This window comes from Providencia sp. PROV130 (genome assembly GCF_028482225.1).
Taxonomy (GTDB): Bacteria; Pseudomonadota; Gammaproteobacteria; order Enterobacterales; family Enterobacteriaceae; genus Providencia; species Providencia rettgeri.
This window is the reverse complement of sequence record NZ_JAMPQC010000052.1, coordinates 1-18996: the sequence shown is the minus strand read 5'-3', so window position 1 is coordinate 18996 and position 18996 is coordinate 1. Positions and strand designations below refer to the sequence as shown.

The following is an 18996-nucleotide window of genomic DNA, read 5'->3' as shown; positions in this document are numbered from 1 at the left end:
TTTAATTTTCCAATTCATTACTCCTATTGTGTGTTTGTTTTTTTATTATTAATTTCAATGAATTATATTTTTATTTGTGTTTTTTTTACTTAATGAAAACTCAAAATTCGCGTATTAATCACTTCGTTTTATGTGAAAAAATACAAAATATGAAAATTTATGAAAAAGTGTGAATGTTGAATTTAAAAACTTTTATTGTTGAAAATTAGGTTTATTGTTCTACGCATATTTAGTGTACCCTTTTCGGTGGTATTGTGATTTTATTAATGAAATGTTTATGTTATTGTTTTTATTGTTGTTTTTTTTAATTGTAAAATATGTAAATATATGGATTTTTCAAAAAAAAGGCTATTGCCAAAATTTGATTTAAAAAAAACACTCCCTATAATTGTATCCAGAATCAGTGTACGAGGAATCAGTGTACGAGATAGATAAATTAAAAACTATTTAACTATTAACAACGGTACATTAATAATCGTTTTTTTGTGTATAAGATTTAATTTTCTTTATTTCTTAATATTAGCTTTGTGGTAGTTACGGATATATTTTTTTATGAATAAAACTAACGAAAGCCTTAATTTGTTTAAGATTCCAGAAAATTTTTTTTCATCTTATTGTGGTTTTGTTCTTAAAAAGAAAAGAAAAGAGCTAGGAATAAGCGGAAGGGAATTAGCGAGGCGATTACATATTTCTCAACAGCAAATTTCACGTTATGAAAGGGGTATAAATAAAATATCTCTTGATATGCTACTTAATTTTTCTATTGTATTGAATATTCCTATGGAAAATTTAATTGCCAATATTATCTTTGAAGTTAGAAAGAATCAATCTATTGATTCTCATGTTTTAAAAGCAATTATATCGCCCTCTGAACCTATTTATTTTTACTGATATGATGCTTAATTAAATTAATAGTATCTATAGTTATTAATATTATACTTAAATATAAAGTCACTTTAACGACTTTAAACTCAAATATAATGAGTACTTCCGCTTTAGCTACGCGTTTTGGTTGTGGAATGGAATATTGATATTTAGGCGCTCTGTCATTTCTAATTCGTTCACTACCTCTCAGGGTGAAGAAGATAAATTCTGGCTATTAGAAAAAAATATTTGATTTATTCATTAAAGGACTATAGCGCAAATATCTATTTTGAGAACATTATAAAGATATTATAGCAGAACTTAAAGTATCAAAGATGGATGATGCAATGAATTTAAGAGGAGAAATATCAATTTTTGAAGTGGGATTTTAATTAAATAGGAAAAGCCAATATATATTATATATGTGCTAAAAATTAACATTAGAGGTAAATATGAAAAAAATTATTTTAACAGCATTAGTTTGTAGCGCAATGAGTGCATCTGTTTTAGCAGCAGATATGGGGCACGGTAAAGTAACATTTAAAGGGTCTATTATTACTGCACCATGTTCTATTTCACCAGATTCTATCGACCAAACGGTTGAGCTTGGATCAGTTGCAGATTCTACATTGGCCAGTAGTGGAAAATCAACAGCACGTACTTTCGATGTATCTCTAGAGAATTGCAATGCAGCGAATTTAACGAAAGGTGTTCAACTTACATTCTCTGGTGCTGCTGCTGCATTTGATACAACAAATAAAACCCTAGGTATTGTGGGTACTGCATCAGGCGCGGGTGTTCAAATTACCAATGGTGCTGGTGAAATCATTATTTTAGGTAAAGCAACTCCATTCCAGTTAATCCAAGATGGTAACAATACATTACGCTTTGGTGCGTACTTAATTGGTGATGGTGATAAGGCGAAGGTGGGTAATTTTAGCTCAGTTGCAGACTTTACTTTGAACTACGAGTAACTGATTTAAAGGCCTGATGAAAGAAGGATACGAGTCAGGCTTTTAATCTTTGGTATGAGGTCGGAATGAGAAAAAAAACATTATTTATCAATGTAACGTTCAGCCTATTTTTCGGTGTATACGCTAATTATACCAGCGCAAGTGCTACCGTCAAAATGCGCGGGAGTATTATTGAAACGGCTTGTGCCATCGATATAGGGAGTCGGGATCAAACTATTGATATGGGAATCTTACCCTTGTCAACTCTTCATCGTGATGGGCAAGGCCCTATCCGACCTTTTCGTATCCGTTTAGTCAATTGTGTGTTAGCGCGCCAAGATCCAACCAAACCGAATTGGCAATACTTTCGGGTCACTTTCGATGGTTCGCAATCACGGGGATTATTTGAAATTAACGGCCAAGCCAGCGGCATTGGACTACAAATCCAACGTGAAGATGGTGAAATTGCCGTCCCAGGAAAAGGATTACCGCGCCAATCACTGTCCGTTGGTGAGCGTGATTTATCCTACCAATTAAGGTTAGTTGCTAATCAGGATGTGCTGATGTCAGGGCAATATTCAAGCCAATTACGTTTTAAATTGGATTATGAATAGGCCACCAAAGTCATTATTCACTTCGGTGATTAGGCAAACATCACAGATATAAATAAGAGAAGGTGGGGCATGACCTCGAATTTCATTCACACCCTGTTAATTGGGTGGTTTCGCCCACGTGCTGTGGGGTTGTGTATTGCACTGGCAGTCAGCTTTACTGGGCAGGCGGTGGAGATTGAATTTAATACCGATATTTTAGATGTGAATGATCGAGCTAACATTGACTTGAGTCAGTTTTCAAAATCTGGCTATTTAATGCCGGGTGAGTACAGCTTTGCAATATATGTGAATAAACAAACGTTACCAGAACAGCCTATTTTTTACTATGCCTCCCCAGCTGATGAAAGCGAGAGTTTGGTGTGTTTAACACCAAAGATTGTTGAGCAGTTTGGTTTAAAGGCTGGCATATTGAGTAAGCTTTTGTGGTGGCATGATGGGCAATGTTTATCCTTGAATAGCTTGCCTGGAACAGAAGCCAAAGCTAACCTTGCAGGCTCTACATTATACATTAATATGCCTCAAGCTTATTTGGAGTATACCGCTGAGAATTGGGATCCTCCTGCACGTTGGGAAGAAGGAATACCGGGTGGAATGTTTGACTACAACGTGAATGCGCAAATATCACAGCAAACACGTAGTGGAGAAAAAACTAGCTATAACACCAGTGGGAATGGGATCGTAGGATTCAACCTTGGTGCATGGCGTGCCCGTGCGGATTGGCAAGTGCGATTGGACAAACAGCAGGGACAAGGTTCAACACATTCGTTGGATTGGTCACGCTATTATGTATACCGTGCGATTAAATCATTAGGCGCTAAATTAACTTTAGGTGAAAATTACCTTTCATCCGATATCTTTGATGGCTTTCGCTTTACAGGATTAAGTCTTATTACTGATGTGAATATGTTGCCCCCTAACTTACGAGGGTATGCACCTGAAATTACGGGCGTTGCCAAAAGTAATGCGACTGTCATCGTTAGTCAGCAAGGGCGAATTTTATATCAAACGCAAGTTGCCGCAGGGCCGTTTCGTATTCAAGATTTAAATGATGCGATGTCTGGTGAGCTCAATGTGGAAGTCAAAGAGCAAGATGGCTCAGCTCAAACATTCAACGTCAATACAGCGAGTATTCCTTATCTGACTCGCCCAGGGCAATTACGTTATAAGCTTGCAGCGGGTCGCCCGACCGACTGGAAACACCATGTAAATGGAGAAACATTTGCAAGTGGTGAGTTTTCATGGGGGGTTAACAATGGGTGGTCATTATTTGGTGGGGCTATTGGTGCTGAAAACTACGCGTCTATCGCACTTGGAATAGGCCGTGATTTAATGGCATTTGGTGCATTGTCATTTGATGTCACACATGCCAGAGCTTATTTAAATCGGCTTGTAGATACGGGTAATGAAACCTTACAAGGTAACTCGTACCGCCTAAGTTATTCAAAGAATTTTGATGAATATAACAGCCAAGTGACTTTTGCAGGTTACCGCTTCTCTGAAAAAGAATTCATGAGCATGTCTGATTACTTAAGTGCTCAAATGAGTGGCGTACGCCAGTATAGTAATAAAGAGATGTACACAGTTTCATATAACCAACAATTTACAGATATTGGTTTAAGTGCATACCTGAATTATTACCACCAAACCTATTGGGATCAGCCAGATAACGATCGCTACAGTCTGTCTGTAGCGAAATACTTTGATATTGGCAAGTTAAGAAATATCAGCGTGAATTTAACTGCGTATCGTAATCGTTATCAAAATACAAACGATGATGGCATTTATGCTTCTTTATCTGTGCCGTGGGGTAACTCTGGCACGATTAACATGAATAGCAGTTGGGATAAAAATGATAACACACAACGGATCGGGTATTACGATCGTTTAGATGAGCGTAGCAATTACCAATTAAATACGGGGATATCACGCTCAGGGGCTCTAGTGAGTGGTTTTTATACTCATCAGGGCGATCTGGCGTTAGTGAATGCCAATGCTACATATCAACAAGATCGCTACCGTTCCGTGGGTATGTCATTCCAAGGCGGACTGACTACAACTCAACATGGTACGGTGCTTCATCGTAATAACCAAATGGGTGGGACGCGTATTTTTGTTGATACAGATGGTGTGTCAGGTATTCCATTGCGAGGTTATGGCGCTATTGTTGACTCAAATCGTTACGGCCAGGCGGTCATCACCGATGTGAATAGCTACTACCGTAATCTCGTTAAAGTCGATTTAAACGACCTGCCTGATAGTGCACAAGTTGTGCAATCAGTAAAACAAGGCACATTAACTGAAGGCGCTATCGGTTATCGCCAATTTGAAGTCGTGGCAGGTGCTAGCGCAATGGCATCATTACAACTTGCGGATAATAGTACTCCCCCATTTGGCGCATCAGTGTTTAACGCACGAGGCCAGCAGATTGGTATGGTTGGCGATCATGGTAGCACCTATTTAACAGGCCTAAATCCAAACGATATTTTACAGGTTCGTTGGGATGAAAAGACTCAGTGTGAGGTTGTATTGCCAGCAGCATTACCAACGGCGGATGCACTACTCTCAGCTTGGCTTCTACCTTGTATACCCGTAGGTGCGTCAGCGAAGCCTGAAATAACGTCAAGTCATGGGACATTAAGTCATACAACACAGCTATCTATTGAATTAACTGAGCCAACAATTTCGCCTTCTGAAACGCAAGTGTTACCGATAAAACCGGTTACATCCCCTTTGCCAAAAAGAAGTCGCTGGCTCAACCATTAACCAAATATGGGCGAATGAGTTATTCGCTTCATATTGAAAAATACAGTGGTCATAAACCACACAATTTGACTAAATGAGAAGATGAAGTAATGAAATCATCAGTGACAAAGAAAACAAACCAAGGTGCATATCTGGCCTTAAACTTTTTATTTACTGTCGGGTTACTTAGCTCGATGGGCTTATCTTCAGCTCAAGCGGCAGTCGCATTAGACAGAACTCGCGCCATCATTACCGGCGATGAAAAATCAATCAGCCTGAATATCAGCAATGAAAATAAGCAATTGCCTTATTTAGCCCAAGGCTGGATTGAAAATGATAAAGGGGAAAAGATCAGTGAGCCATTTACCGTGCTTCCTCCAGTTCAGCGTATTGAGCCTGGTGCAAAAAGCCAAGTAAAAATTCAAGCATTACCAAGTGCGGCAGCTTTACCGCAAGACAGAGAATCCGTGTATTACTTTAATTTACGTGAAATTCCACCGAAAAGCGATAAAGCAAACACATTACAGCTTGCTCTGCAAACTCGGATCAAACTGTTCTATCGACCTAAAAATATTATTCCAACAAACGAGCAAGCTAACACTCCATGGCAGGAAAAAATAACCCTAGCACGCCAAGGGGATAAATATACCGTCACTAACCCAACGCCTTACTACGTCACGATAGTGGATGCCGCTGCGAAAATAGACGGGAAAACAGTTGCTGATTTTGATCCGATAATGATAGCGCCAAAAAGTAGCCAGATATTAGGCGGTAGTGCTAATACATTGGGGAATAAGCCTGTTTTAACCTATATCAATGACTATGGTGGTCGCCCAACATTGACCTTTCAATGTCAAGCACAGGATTGCCAGGTTGTTCCAACAACAAAGTAAAACGGAATATTGATACTCGAATACGAGGCTCTAGTCGGAGACATTATCATGAAGGTAACGAAAATATCACCACGCCACTATAGCGTATTTGCCGCAGTGTTACTTAGCTTGTGCTCGGGCACCGTCACGGCAACCGATTTAGACAAAGTCGATAACTGGGATGTAGATGGTGCTAATGGCACGCTCTATGTGCATGGAGCCTTAACAGAAAGCGCCTGTCGATTGGCAATGTCTTCTGCATATCAAACAATTGAATTGGGAACAGTTGGGACTGGGCAGCTTCAACACGCCGGCCAAATGGGGACACCGATTGCGGTAACACTGCGGCTGGAAGATTGCTTAAGTAGTGAGAGCAGAAATCAGAATCAACTTGGGAATTTACTGTGGAGCCCTGACATGCCCGCAATGAAAATTCGATTTCTCGCTCCAATGGATAGGCAAAATCCTAGCTTAGCGGCTGTTGAGGGAGCTCAAGGATTAGCATTGCAGTTAAGTGATGCTACCCATCAGCCACTAACCTTAGGGCAATTTAGCTTGCCCCATTTAATTTCACCGGGACAAAAAACACTCACTTATTATGTGACTCCAGTCAGAACGACTGCGGGTTTAACGGCTGGAGCCTATTCAGCCTTAATTCGATTCCAATTGAGCTATGAATAACGCTAAGGGGATCAAAATGTCACTCAACAGTATGCGCTTAAGATTGTTCGCGGGTGTACTGGGAATTGCATTCTTACCGAACTCGCCCGCAGATACAGCGAACTTGAATTTAAAACTCACTATTGTTACCCCGCCACAATGCACTATAGGGGGGGGAAGTAGTATTTCGATCCCTTTTGGCCAAGTCCAACAAGGGTTAATTGATGGCGTAAGCTACAAACGTGTCCCAATTAATTACAACTTGTCATGCACCAGTGTGGCAAAAAATACATTAACGATGTCTCTTTCTTGGGCTTCAGTGACACTTAACGGTTTATCCGCTATTCAAACCAACCGGAGTAATTTGGGAATAGCAATATACCGAGACGCGACACGGTTAGGCAATGGTGCAAGTATGAATTTTAATTTAACGGGAGCTCACCCAGCACTCTATGCCGCCCCCGTCAAGCAGACAGGTACCATGTTGTCAGATGCTGGCACATTTTCTGGTGCCATGACGATGACATTGAATTACCAATAGGATGAAAAGAAATGAGAACAAAAATTCGACGTCAATTACTGTTGCTAGGGATGCTCAGCGCGCTGTCTTTTTCATCACTTGCGGCCTTTACTGTTAATTTTAATGGCACCCTCGTGGTAACACCACCAGAGTGCACGTTTAATGGCGGTTCAACTGCGGATGTGCAATTTGGCGATGTTCATGAAACGTTGATTGATAATAGCAGCTATAAACGAACGCCCATTGTGTACGCACTAAATTGCACTCAAGTTTATAGCAATGCACTCAAAATGACCTTGGTATGGAATGCAATTACGTTAAATGGACAAAATGTCGTCCGTACAAATCGCACTAATTTAGGTGTTGCTATCTATCAAAACAATACTCGATTAAATAGTGGTACGGTACTGAATTTTACCTATGGCGGGACAATGCCTGCATTGTATGCAGTGCCGGTAAAACCTGCGGGCACTACCCTCACGAATGGTGGGGCATTTAACGGTGTATTAACCATGGTTGTTGATTACCGCTAAGGAGATATTCATGCAACCAATACGATGGCTAAAAAGAGCATTTGCTCTCGTTTTTTTAGTTTACCTTGGCCCAGCATCAGGCATGGGACTAAACTTATCAGGAAATCTGGTTGTGACACCGCCTGAATGCATCTTGAATAATGGGCAACAACAGGCAATCCATTTTAACGATATTTTGCTAACGCGAATTGATGGTTCTAATTATCTGCAACCCTTGACGTTTCAGTTAACCTGCACCCAACTAGCGAAAAATTCAATTAAACTCACGATTAAAGGTGATGCAACAAGTTTTAACAGTAACGGGGCACTCAAAACCAGCAATACAAAATTAGGAGTTGCCTTTTACGTCAATGATGTACGCCAAAGAATAAATGAATCAATAAATGTGAATTACACTGCATTGCCAACCATTAAAGTGGCTCCTGTAAAAAACCTTACTGCCAGCTACAGCAATACCGACGGTGGCGTATTTAGTGCGCTGGCAACGCTAAAAGTAGACTACCAATGAGGCCCATCATGTTGTCTTTATTACAAAAAATAAAAGTCTTCCTGGGGTATTTCTGGTTAGTCCTATTTTTCATGATGCCATTGGGAGCGCAAGCAAACTGGCTATTTGATGGAACATTAATTATTCCACCGGTATGCCAACTAGGGCATGAAAACCCAATAAAAGTGTCTTTTGGTAAAGTCGGTGTTAGAAAAGTTGATGGCAACCTATTTAAACAGGATATTCCATACCAACTTAACTGCCAAGGTGACTTAAGCCAGCCGTGGGATGTGACCTTAACCCTAACAGGCACATTAGCTGGCACGGGTTTTGATAATGCCACTTTGCGCACTAATAGCCTTTTAAATACTGGAAAACTGGGTATTCAAATTCAAAAAAATGGTGTTCCACTCGAGCTAAATAAAGCCTTTGCAATTGAGACGGGCAATTTACCCAAATTATCTGCAGTTCCGGTCAAACGGGCTGGTGTTGATTTAGTCGGTGATGATTTCACGGCGCAGGCCACATTAGCGATTGCCTTTCAATAATTCGCTAAGGAAATAACATGAAAAAAAAATATAGCAAATTACTTTCTTTGGCATTACTGGGGCATTTGGGGCTGATGTCAGGCTTTGCCCTTGCTGATGATGTACGGTTTGATGGCACATTAGTGGAAGATGCATGTGAAGTTTATTCTGGGGATGAAAGTATTGAACTCGATTTTGGAACAGTCGTTGATAAATACCTTTATCTCAATACGCGAACACATAGTCAGCCTTTTACTATTCGGTTAATTAATTGCGATTTAGCGTTAGGGAAAGACGTCCAAGTCACCTTTACTGGCACAGAAAGTAAAACATTACCTGGACTATTAGCTTTAGATACAGCAAGTCAAGCAAAAGGAATCGCTGTCGGATTAGAAACCATCGACGGTGTACCAATAAAACTTAATAAAGCGAAAGACTATTTACAAGCATTGCATGCAGGCAATGGAAATAATTTAAAATTACAAGCCTATATTCAAGGTGAGCCTACTGCCTTACAGGCTCAAAATATTGTGCTAGGTAAATTTGTGGCAACATCAACGTTTATGTTGGAATATGAGTAAGTATTATTTTGATTTAGTCATATAGGTTAATTTAACTAATTAGCTCTTTCTTTTATTTTGATGCTATAGAAAAGGGAATAAACTAGTTTATAATATTAATTGACGAATTAATTTAAATATTAGTTTTTTCTACAATTAATATGTATTTATTGAGGTGTATTTATGGTTAAATCTATTCGTATATTAGCGCTAGTTATATTGTATGGAAATAGTTCAATGGTGTGGTCTACCGTTAATCTTGATTTTTCAGGTTATCGGATAGGTGGATCTGCGGTTATAAAATTAATGGGAGGATCGACTTTAAATGGATCTGATTTTGCCGATTCAGATACAGGTATTACTACGAGTCAAGTTCAAGATTCTAGAATTTATACAAATATATTTCATGATAAAATAGCTCATCCTGAGATTTATGTTAGCCGAATTCTCCAATACTTTGGTGAGAAAGGAACTTTTCCTTGCCCAACTGGTTGGAATCCTTCGTCACCCTTTTCGGCAAATGATAAACAAATTTTTGCTAATTTTATTAATCAAACTGTCTTTGCGCAGGAAAGAACGTTAACATTTTTGATAGGATCACCTCCTTCTAAGGAGTACTATAAATACCCTGCTGTTGAAATGATGATGTTTTCATGCCAATTGTCTCCTGGCCGCTTTGCTAGAGGAAAGATTCATACTCATGCGACCCATAACGTGATTCCACCACCTCAAGATGATGTTTCTATTTGTTCCTTAAATAGTCAAAATTTGAATTTAACTTACTCATCAACAAATCTAAATGTTGATGGTTTAGCCCAAACTACAAGCATGAATGTTTCATGTACAGCAGGGAATGCACAAGACTATGAATTAAAATTAACAGGGAATAATGTAATTAACGGGCGCCTTAATTTTAGTAATGGTGTTTCTGCACAAATATCATTAAATGGTACCAATATCCGAGCTAATGGAGATGGAATAAAGTTAAAATCTTTAACTAACGGTGTTATTTCTGTTTATGCAACCCTTGTAGGGACAGCATCAAACGCCGGGATCTCGAATGCATCTGGAGTTTTGGTTCTAAATGCTCTTTAATTAAGCTTGATAGTTATGAATATATGACCATATTTTAATGAGACTATTGTATTTAAATTATATCATTAAAATTAGCGCACATAGGTTATATCATTGGATGTAGTGGCATAGTTAATTTGGTCACCAACTCAGAGGTGATATCATCACCTCTGAGTTGGTGACAATTATGGTAAAACGTATAAGACGGCTTTTCAGCGCAGAATTCAAACTTGAAGCGGCTCAACTGGTGCTTGACCAAAACTATTCCGTGGTCGAGGCCGCCAACGCGATGGGCGTCGGTAAATCAACCATGGACAAATGGGTTCGGCAACTCAAGCTAGAACGCAAGGGCATTTCACCGAAAGCGTCACCCATGACGCCTGAGCAGGTTGAAATCCGTGAATTAAAAAAGAAAATCGCGCAACTTGAAGAGCATAATGAGATCTTAAAAAAGGCTACAGCGCTGGTGATGTCGGACTCTCTGAACAATTCTCGCTGATCGAGAAACTCAGCCGGCGCTTTAGTATTAAACAACTGTGTAACGTGTTCAGTGTTCATCGCAGTAGCTATCAATACTGGCGTCACCGTGCAAAAACACCATCAGCGGAACAAATTCGCCTTCGGGCCCTTGTTCGAGAAGCTCATGAAAGCAGTCACGGTTCTGCGGGTGCTCGTACTATTGCTGATATTGTATCGAGGACAAAACAGGTTCCTTTAACGCGCTATCGTGCAACTCAGATTATGAAATCACTTGGCTTGGTGAGTTGCCAAATGCGGAAGCATCGATATACAAAATCAACTCAAGAGCACGTTGAAATACCGAATCATCTCGGGCGACAATTTGCAGTCACGGAGCCAAACCAAGTTTGGGTAGGTGACGTAACGTATATTTGGTCAGGTAATCGCTGGATATATCTTGCGGTTGTGATGGATTTATTTGCTCGAAAGCCCGTTGGTTGGGCGGTGTCATTTTCACCCGATAGCCAACTAACGGGAAAAGCATTATCAATGGCTTTTGAATCAAGAGGTAATCCAAGAAATATGCTGTTTCATTCAGATCAAGGAAGTCATTATACAAGCCGTCAATATCGCCAATTACTATGGCGTTATCAGATAAAGCAAAGTTTATCTCGACGAGGTAATTGCTGGGATAATGCGCCGATGGAGCGATTTTTTCGAAGCTTAAAGACAGAATGGGTACCTATTTTAGGTTACCGTAATTTTATAGAAGCACAGCAAGAAATAACACGATATATCATTGGGTATTATAGTCAGATTAGACCGCATCAATATAACGGTGGCTTAACGCCCAATGAATCAGAACGATTATATTGGGAAAGCTCTAAAACTGTGACCAATTTTTGTTGACCACTTCACCCCCAATAAAAATGCTATCGTAGCTAACTTCATTTCTTAATGCGACAGAACCAAGGATAGTGATTAGAATATTAGAGCAAAAAAGATATCTAACGTCCTAACCATCTAGTTTTTGTATATGTTTTATTTAGAATTTATTAATAAGTATTAATTTAAGTTTAAATGTCTGTTGTTGCTATTTTTTTAGTTTTATATCCTGTGTTAATGATCTTTTTTAGATCATCAATAATGGATATTTACTGAAAAATAATCTATTATTCTGTTATATATGAATTATTTTTATTGTAAATAATGTAAATAATGTAAATATTAAATCATATGCTTTGTTCCAATAATTTCTTTGCCTTTTATATTGATCAAAATAAGGGTAAAATATATCACATCGCGGTAATTAACCCGCGAATTAATTTAGTTGTAATAACACCATGGATATATATGCATGAAGATGTATGAAGCTAATTTAAAAACATTGGATTCAGAAGGTTTTTTTTTCATCTTATTCAGGGAAAGCAATTTGTAAAATAAGAAAGGATAAAGGTTATACAGGTAAGGAATTAGCGAGTCAGCTTAATTTATCTCAGCAGCAAATATCTCGTTATGAACGAGGAGAGAATCAATTAACGATTGATATGTTTTTTAACGTCTTCATTATTTTAGATATTTCATTGCCTAGCTTTATTAACTATTTATTTGATGAAATTGTACTTAACCACCCGGATAATTTGGATGCAGTTAGATTAAAAATAGAGCCTCTTGATTCAATGTTTCTTATTTGGGATAAGAAACACTAGTCGTCATGTTTTATCATTTTTAAAATTATATTTTAGGACATTTTTATGTTTAAGAAATCATTATTAGTATTAGCACTTACAAGTTTATCAGCAGCTGCATTTTCAGCACCGATTGCGAATTTAAAGGTAACAGGTTCTATCACGCCACCAACTTGTACTATTAACGGCGAAGATAAGGTGGATGTTAATTATCAATTTGATATTACGCCAGGTATTTTCCCCGCATCAGGTAATTTAGTCTTAGATGCTAAGGCACAACCTGTAGAAATCGTATGTGATGCAACCACATATCTTACTTTTAATGCGACAGATAACCGTGATGGGACGGCATTAACTGAATCAAACACAAACTTTGGTTTGGGAACGTATGGTGAAGGTGCAGGAAGTAAGAAAGTGGGCGATTATACTATCACAATGCAAAATGCAACAGTGAAAGCAAGCACTAATGTTGCAGCCAAAGAAGTGGGTGTTTTAAATGGCACAACTTATGGCACAACAGGCGTTGTTGATAAAACAAAGAAAATGGGATGGGCTACCAGCGCATCTGATTTAGCCGCCGGGCAAATTTTCGCTGCGAACTTTGCGGTTAAACCAACGATTAATAGCGAAATGAAAAATACCGCAGGTGATGCAAAATTGGATGGCCATACTGTATTAGCATTTTCTTTTGGGCTATAAGTAATCATTACTTATTTGTGAGGGTAAGGTTAATTACCCTTTATTTATTGTGAGTATTTATTTATGAATAAAAAGTTAATATCTTCCATCATAGCAACCTCTTTTATTGCCTTATTTTCTATTCCAACATTATCGGAAACTGTTGCAAATTTAAAAATATCTGGCGATATTAAACCACCTTCATGTACTATAAATGGATTAGATAATCCAGATATTGTGTTTGAATTTAATATTCCAGCATCTTCGCTTTCAAGTGGGGAAAATCTGAAGTTAAACGGGAAAACGCAGGCAATTACTGTTTTTTGTGATGCAAGTACTTATTTATCTTTAAGGCCCGTTGATAACCGCGCGGGTACAGAATTAACGGAAGGTATTTATAATTTTGGATTAGGGACTCATGGAGATAATAATATTAAAATTGGGTATTACGATATTATATTAAATAATGGTTTCTACCGTCAAAGTCCTAATTCTGAAAGAATATCTGCGAGTTTTAGAAAGGACTTATCCAGTTCAATGTATCCTTCTTTTAAACTGGATAAAACTGCTGCCGCGTCGTGGGCTGATGCATCAGCAAACTCAGGTTTAGCTGCGGGCCAAGAATTTACTGCCGGTATAACGGTTTCCCCAACAATAAATGGCAGTTTAAAAAATGAAGATAGTGTTCTTTTAGATGGTAACGCTGTCTTAGAGTTTTCTTTTGGCCTTTAATTAAAAATGAGATCCATATGATGAATAAAAAATTAATATCCGCTATTGCGGCTGTGTCTTTTGCTTCTCTATTTTCTGCTACTGCATTATCTGCGCCTGTTGCGAATTTAAAAGTATCTGGAAAGATAACGCCGCCGACCTGCATGGTGAATGGCAGTAATGAAACAGATTTACTCTACAGTTTTGGGAGTGTTTCACCAACGGTTATCCCACAAGACTCAACATACAATGGGTTACCAAGCTTATCGAATAATTTGACTATCACGTGTGATGCGGAAACTTTTTTAACCTTTAAAGCGACCGATAATTACCCAAATGCATTTGATGCGACAGTTTCTGGTGCCAATACTAACTTTAAAAGTATTATTTTTAATTTAGTCAACAGCGCTGATACCACTAAAAATGTTGGCGGCATTGCGTATACTGCACATGATGTTACTGTTGATGGCAATGCTGCATACATCTCTCGAGCTAATGATGCCCCTAGTGATAATGGAACATGGGCGCAAAATCAACATTTTGTTATTGGCGCGACAATGGGTTGGACGAGTGAGCCACAAAAATATGTCGCCCCTTCGGCTCTTAAACTGCAATCAGGGAAAGTGTTTTCAATGGGTATAAAGAATATAAGTAATCTGTACTTGGGCATCTCCAATACTTTTTTACACTCAAAAGCCGCATTAGCCAAAGACGGTATTGATATTACTAATGGCTTGGATTATGTCGGCCAGACTGTACTTACATTTAACTTTGGTATCTAATGAATCAATATTTTTTATTTAAAAAATATTGAAATCGATATGAAAGAAAATAGAAGCAGCAGATTGCTTCTATTTTTTATCTGTATTGAATTCACTTCGCCTAACATTCTGACATTGATTTAAGGGGAAAAAATGCCAAATAAACGCCACTCATATACAGTAATAGCATCTTTGATGGTATTAATTGCTTGCGGCGCGGCGAGTTTTATTGCTCCTGCTCAATCATTTAGTTCTGGCTTATTTTCACAAGAAACTCTGCCTGAATCTTCCAGTAATGATACCTGTGAAATTCAAACAACAGATGTTTTGTATCCTTATACCCAGCTTAAAGCGAGTCAGTTTCATCAGACAGAAATGACTGAGCTTCCCCCTATTTCCCAAACTGTGCAGGTGGTTTGCTCTGCACCTGTCGCCTCGTTGTTAATACATGTTGATAGCGATGTTCAAGCCGCGAGCACGATTGGCCATGATCCAACGCATTTTGGATTGGGTTTTGTGAATGGGCAGGGGCGTTTAGGTCACTACCGTGTGAAGTTAACGGATGCCCGTGTGAATGGTCAACAAACTCAGCTTTATCAAACAAATAATCTCTCACAGGTTGGTCGAGCGCAGCCGGAATCATGGTTACAGTCATCCGTTTATCAGGGCTGGAGCCGCGATGGGCTATCACCAGAAAGTGGTGAGCGATACTCTGTCACCATGACCGTTCAGCCTTATCTCAATAGCCTAAAAGAGACTAACGGGCCTTTGGTGAGTGGTGCGGATTTAAATGGCGAGCTAGTACTGAGTTTCCCTTTCAGTATTTAACTTTTTGTTTTATAAGATAATAATAATTTTATTTAAACACCTTTTTGTCACTGTAAATGTGATGATTTTTCGGGATAGATGTATGAAGTCAACGCCATTAACCAGTTTCCCTGTATGGAAAATGTCCGTCATTGGGCTTTGTAGCTTTTTTATGGGAGAACCATTAAGTTTTGCAGCAGAAAGCCACAGTGTCTCTGAGGGTTCAGTGGCTCCTGCAGCGTCGACAAAGCCCGCGGTTCATTCGAATGATCAGGTTGATTTTGATATCGATTCGCTTAAAGCATTAGGTTATGGCGCGGAAGTGGCCGATTTTTTCAGAGATGGCAGCCAATTTTTACCCGGGCAACATGAGGTGACATTGGTCGTTAATGGCAGTGCGCGGTATTCCTCCGTTGTTTCAATTGGCGAAAGAGGCCAATTGTGCATGACGCCGGCATTACAAGGCATGCTTAAGCTTAAAGAGGTTGAGCTTAATGAGTCTTGTGTTGCGCTAGAGGATGTTTATCCAAGTGCGAAAACAACTGCTCATCCGAATACATTCACGATTGAAATTTTAGTGGCTGAAAGTGACTTTGATCCGCAGTTACGTGGTGATGAACTGACCTATGGTGGAAGTGCATTGTTTAGCAACTACCGTGTCTACGGGATGGAGATTAAAGGGTTAGATACCCAGCGATTTTATCAAGGGCAATTTGAAACGGGGTTTAACTGGCATAACTGGATATTGCGTAATAACAGCAGTTTTTCTTCAGGCGAAAATGAAACGCAATACCAATTTAATGAAACAACCTTAACACGCAGCATTGCGCCTTGGCGCACATTAATGCAACTCGGGCAAATTAGTTCCCAAGGGAGCTTGTTTGGTGGGACGCCGCTCAATGGTATTCAATTTTACTCTGACTCAGCGTTACAAAATACGAATCAATTGGTGATCCCTGTGACTGGGGTTGCTGAAACGGCTTCAACCGTTGAAGTGATGCAAAATGGGCGTTTATTGTACCGCACGCTAGTTCCAGCGGGTCCATTTGAATTAGATAGAATTAATGGTGTTGTCAGTGGGCAGCCCTTACAAGTGAGTGTGCTGCAAGAGGACGGTCAGCACCAACAATTTACGGTGATGACGGCTAATCAGGTAAAGAAGGACACACTCAGTGAGCCGAATTATCAAGTTGGAATAGGGCAATATCGCCAACGCTCATCCAATGAAGATATTGATAAACCGTTGATTGTGAATGCAGAGGCTCAAATAACGTATCAACAAACCGACTATACGGCGGGTTTTCAATTCTCTGATCGATACCAGTCAACGGGTGGGCGTTTAGCGAAAAACTGGGAAACAGACTATCCTATAGGGACAGGGTTTGGTATTCAGTATGCGCGTAATGCAAAAAAGCAAGGCCAGCAGTGGGACGCGAATGTGAGCACAAGTCTAGGAATGTTATCGCTAGGTTTGTCCAGTCTTTACCGAACGAAAGATTACCCCACTTTAGAAGAAACATTACTAAAGGATCAGCCAAAAAAGATTGAGGAAGATCAGGAACAAGCGCTCTCATCATGGTGGCAAAGTAGTGAAACACAACTATCGAATTCTGCGTCACTCAATATAGGAGACAGTCACTGGGGACGGTTAGGTTATTCCGTTGGGTTGACACAGTATTACGGGGATAAATCAGACTCTGTGCTACATACACTGACTTATGCTCGAAAAATTGGGCAAGTCTCCTTGAATGCCAGCTACCAAAGTGGGAATGACAGAGATAACCGCTTCTTTTTAAATGCGTCAATCCCTTTTGGGCGACAGGCAACGATGAGTGCACAATTACAGCGCTATCAAAATGAAAACTCTGTTACCAGCACATTTAGCCATCGACCAAGTAACCTTTGGGGGTACTCAGTGGGGGTAAATCGGAGCCAAAATCACAATCGAATGAGTGGCAGTTTGAATGCGACAACAGCATACAGCCAATTATCGGGAAGTGGCTCGTGGAATGATGAAAATAACCATTCAATGATGGTTTCAGCATCAGGCGCGCTGGCATATTCGAATGGACTCATTGCCACATCCCCCGTTGCATTAGGGGATACCTTTGGGATTTTATCGGTACCAGGGCAAGCGGGGGTGCAAATTAATACTCAAGGTGGTGGAACAACGGTAACCAACCATTTTGGTACAGCAGCGATCCCGACACTGCCGATTAACCGGAAAACAACCGTTCAACTTGATACGAAAAATTTACCCTTAAATGTCCGTTTAGAGACGACATCTTTTGATGTTGCCGTTGCCAGAGGAACGATTATTTCAAGGGAAGTAAAGGCAACCGTAATGAAACAGCTTTTATTAGAGATTTCATCAGATGATGGGGTCGTTGTCCCTTCGGGCAGCAGTGCCGTGGATGATAAAGGTGAATTGATGGGGGTTGTGATGGGAAATGGCAACATTATGCTCAGCAATGAGCAAATTGGTAAGCCAATAACTCTGCGTATAGCAAATCAGGCGGATTGCCTTGTTGAATATCCTGTGCCAGAGCACTTCGACCCAAATATGCTTTATGAAGAAGCCAGTGCGATTTGTCGCAAATAATTTTATCGATGTAGATTATTTTAAATACGATTATATAAAGGTATTAATATGAAAAAAATGTTTATGAATAGCATTATCAGCGGATTATTACTGATCAGCGGGTTTGCGCATGCGAATTTCCAATTAGAAACAATGACAGTGATCCTTGATGCAGCAGAGTCACGTAAGGTTTTTAATGTCAAAAACACCTCTAAAGAGCCGATTTTATTATCAACAAAAGTGACTGATCTTGAAGGTGGTGAGGCTTTATCGAAAGATGTGATGGTATCCCCTCCTATTGTGAGGATAGAACCAGAGCAAAGTCAGCAAATTAACTTTGTGTTGAAAAATGGGGTCAATATTTCCCATGAAGCTCTGCTTAAGGTTTCGTTTCAAGGCGTTGGAGCTACGAAAGTCAATAGTGCTAAAATGCCGATCCGGCAAGATGTGGCGATGTTAATTCAGCCTGCAAATATGGCGGTTAGCCAAACTCCATGGGATGCAATAGATGTCTCTCAACAAGGCGACCAACTTGTTTTAAAGAATACTGGGAAGCAGGTTGTTCGTTTGGCGCCAAACTTTACGGCTCTGCCTGGGAATGAGAGCTACAGTGTAGGGCAATTTTACCTTCGTCCGGATGAAAGTAAAAGTATTACAGTGAAAGGTAAATTAAGCGAGATTAAATTAACACCGTTGAGCCGCTATGGTTTTAAAATGTCAAATGAAGCCACATTGAAGGTAAATTTATATCGTTAACCCCGAAAAAGACATTGTGCTAAGCGCCTCGGATCTTTTTGGCAAAATGTACTTTCCAATAATATTGAAACTGAGCGTTGAGGTAACGACACCATGTTGGATAATCGGGCTCTGTCGCATTAGCGATGAAAGTTCGAAGGAAAGTACAG

General features: G+C 39.5%; 20 protein-coding genes. All 20 read left to right on the top strand.

Annotation, left to right across the window (positions count from 1 at the left end; all coding sequences use genetic code 11):
- Positions 1-552: 552 nt before the first annotated feature.
- The 20 genes from PSF28_RS22815 (at position 553) to PSF28_RS22720 (ending at position 18847) form a co-directional block, all read left to right on the top strand.
- Complete coding sequence (locus PSF28_RS22815; protein WP_238563965.1) at positions 553-891, top strand: helix-turn-helix domain-containing protein; 339 nt, start codon at positions 553-555, stop codon at positions 889-891.
- Positions 892-1316: 425 nt separating this feature from the next.
- On the top strand, positions 1317-1838 hold the full coding sequence (locus tag PSF28_RS22810) for a fimbrial protein (protein WP_226693828.1): 522 nt from the start codon (positions 1317-1319) through the stop codon (positions 1836-1838).
- Positions 1839-1903: 65 nt separating this feature from the next.
- Positions 1904-2431 carry a fimbrial protein gene (locus PSF28_RS22805; RefSeq protein WP_226693827.1) on the top strand — a complete coding sequence of 176 codons (528 nt, stop codon included), beginning with the start codon at positions 1904-1906 and terminating at the stop codon, positions 2429-2431.
- A 69-nt stretch (positions 2432-2500) separates the two neighbouring features.
- Complete coding sequence (locus PSF28_RS22800) at positions 2501-5194, top strand: outer membrane usher protein (protein WP_226693826.1); 2694 nt, start codon at positions 2501-2503, stop codon at positions 5192-5194.
- A gap of 89 nt (positions 5195-5283) precedes the next feature.
- Positions 5284-6066 (top strand): fimbria/pilus periplasmic chaperone, encoded by a 783-nt coding sequence (locus tag PSF28_RS22795; protein WP_413242858.1) that lies wholly within the window; start codon positions 5284-5286, stop codon positions 6064-6066.
- 48 nt (positions 6067-6114) lie between these two features.
- Complete coding sequence (locus PSF28_RS22790; RefSeq protein WP_226693825.1) at positions 6115-6726, top strand: fimbrial protein; 612 nt, start codon at positions 6115-6117, stop codon at positions 6724-6726.
- Positions 6727-6742: 16 nt separating this feature from the next.
- Positions 6743-7246 carry a fimbrial protein gene (locus PSF28_RS22785; RefSeq protein ID WP_226693824.1) on the top strand — a complete coding sequence of 168 codons (504 nt, stop codon included), beginning with the start codon at positions 6743-6745 and terminating at the stop codon, positions 7244-7246.
- A gap of 11 nt (positions 7247-7257) precedes the next feature.
- A complete protein-coding gene (locus tag PSF28_RS22780) occupies positions 7258-7758 on the top strand; it encodes a fimbrial protein (RefSeq protein WP_226693823.1) in 501 nt (166 codons plus the stop codon).
- A 10-nt stretch (positions 7759-7768) separates the two neighbouring features.
- Positions 7769-8266 carry a fimbrial protein gene (locus PSF28_RS22775; RefSeq protein WP_226693822.1) on the top strand — a complete coding sequence of 166 codons (498 nt, stop codon included), beginning with the start codon at positions 7769-7771 and terminating at the stop codon, positions 8264-8266.
- Positions 8267-8274: 8 nt separating this feature from the next.
- On the top strand, positions 8275-8793 hold the full coding sequence (locus PSF28_RS22770) for a fimbrial protein (protein WP_319004227.1): 519 nt from the start codon (positions 8275-8277) through the stop codon (positions 8791-8793).
- Positions 8794-8810: 17 nt separating this feature from the next.
- Positions 8811-9353 carry a fimbrial protein gene (locus PSF28_RS22765; RefSeq protein WP_413242857.1) on the top strand — a complete coding sequence of 181 codons (543 nt, stop codon included), beginning with the start codon at positions 8811-8813 and terminating at the stop codon, positions 9351-9353.
- Positions 9354-9515: 162 nt separating this feature from the next.
- On the top strand, positions 9516-10427 hold the full coding sequence (locus PSF28_RS22760; RefSeq protein WP_226693821.1) for a hypothetical protein: 912 nt from the start codon (positions 9516-9518) through the stop codon (positions 10425-10427).
- 166 nt (positions 10428-10593) lie between these two features.
- A protein-coding gene (locus PSF28_RS22755; protein WP_272685698.1) for an IS3 family transposase occupies positions 10594-11774 on the top strand; the annotation gives its coding sequence in 2 pieces (ribosomal slippage) (positions 10594-10849 and positions 10849-11774; 1182 coding nt in all).
- Positions 11775-12256: 482 nt separating this feature from the next.
- Entirely contained in the window at positions 12257-12574 is a 318-nt protein-coding gene (locus PSF28_RS22750) for a helix-turn-helix domain-containing protein (RefSeq protein WP_336298965.1), read from the top strand.
- 45 nt (positions 12575-12619) lie between these two features.
- On the top strand, positions 12620-13252 hold the full coding sequence (locus tag PSF28_RS22745; RefSeq protein WP_226693820.1) for a fimbrial protein: 633 nt from the start codon (positions 12620-12622) through the stop codon (positions 13250-13252).
- Between the two features lie 63 nt (positions 13253-13315).
- Positions 13316-13963, top strand: a complete 648-nt coding sequence (locus PSF28_RS22740) for a hypothetical protein (protein ID WP_272685697.1) — start codon at positions 13316-13318, stop codon at positions 13961-13963.
- A gap of 17 nt (positions 13964-13980) precedes the next feature.
- Positions 13981-14724: a fimbrial protein gene (locus PSF28_RS22735; RefSeq protein ID WP_226693818.1), complete on the top strand. Its 744-nt coding sequence runs from the start codon at positions 13981-13983 to the stop codon at positions 14722-14724.
- 132 nt (positions 14725-14856) lie between these two features.
- Complete coding sequence (locus PSF28_RS22730; RefSeq protein ID WP_272685696.1) at positions 14857-15531, top strand: hypothetical protein; 675 nt, start codon at positions 14857-14859, stop codon at positions 15529-15531.
- An 82-nt stretch (positions 15532-15613) separates the two neighbouring features.
- The gene (locus PSF28_RS22725) at positions 15614-18112 is read left to right on the top strand and encodes a fimbria/pilus outer membrane usher protein (protein WP_272685695.1); all 2499 of its coding nucleotides are present in this window, start codon (positions 15614-15616) and stop codon (positions 18110-18112) included.
- A gap of 48 nt (positions 18113-18160) precedes the next feature.
- Positions 18161-18847: a fimbria/pilus chaperone family protein gene (locus PSF28_RS22720; protein WP_226693815.1), complete on the top strand. Its 687-nt coding sequence runs from the start codon at positions 18161-18163 to the stop codon at positions 18845-18847.
- Positions 18848-18996: the final 149 nt, after the last annotated feature.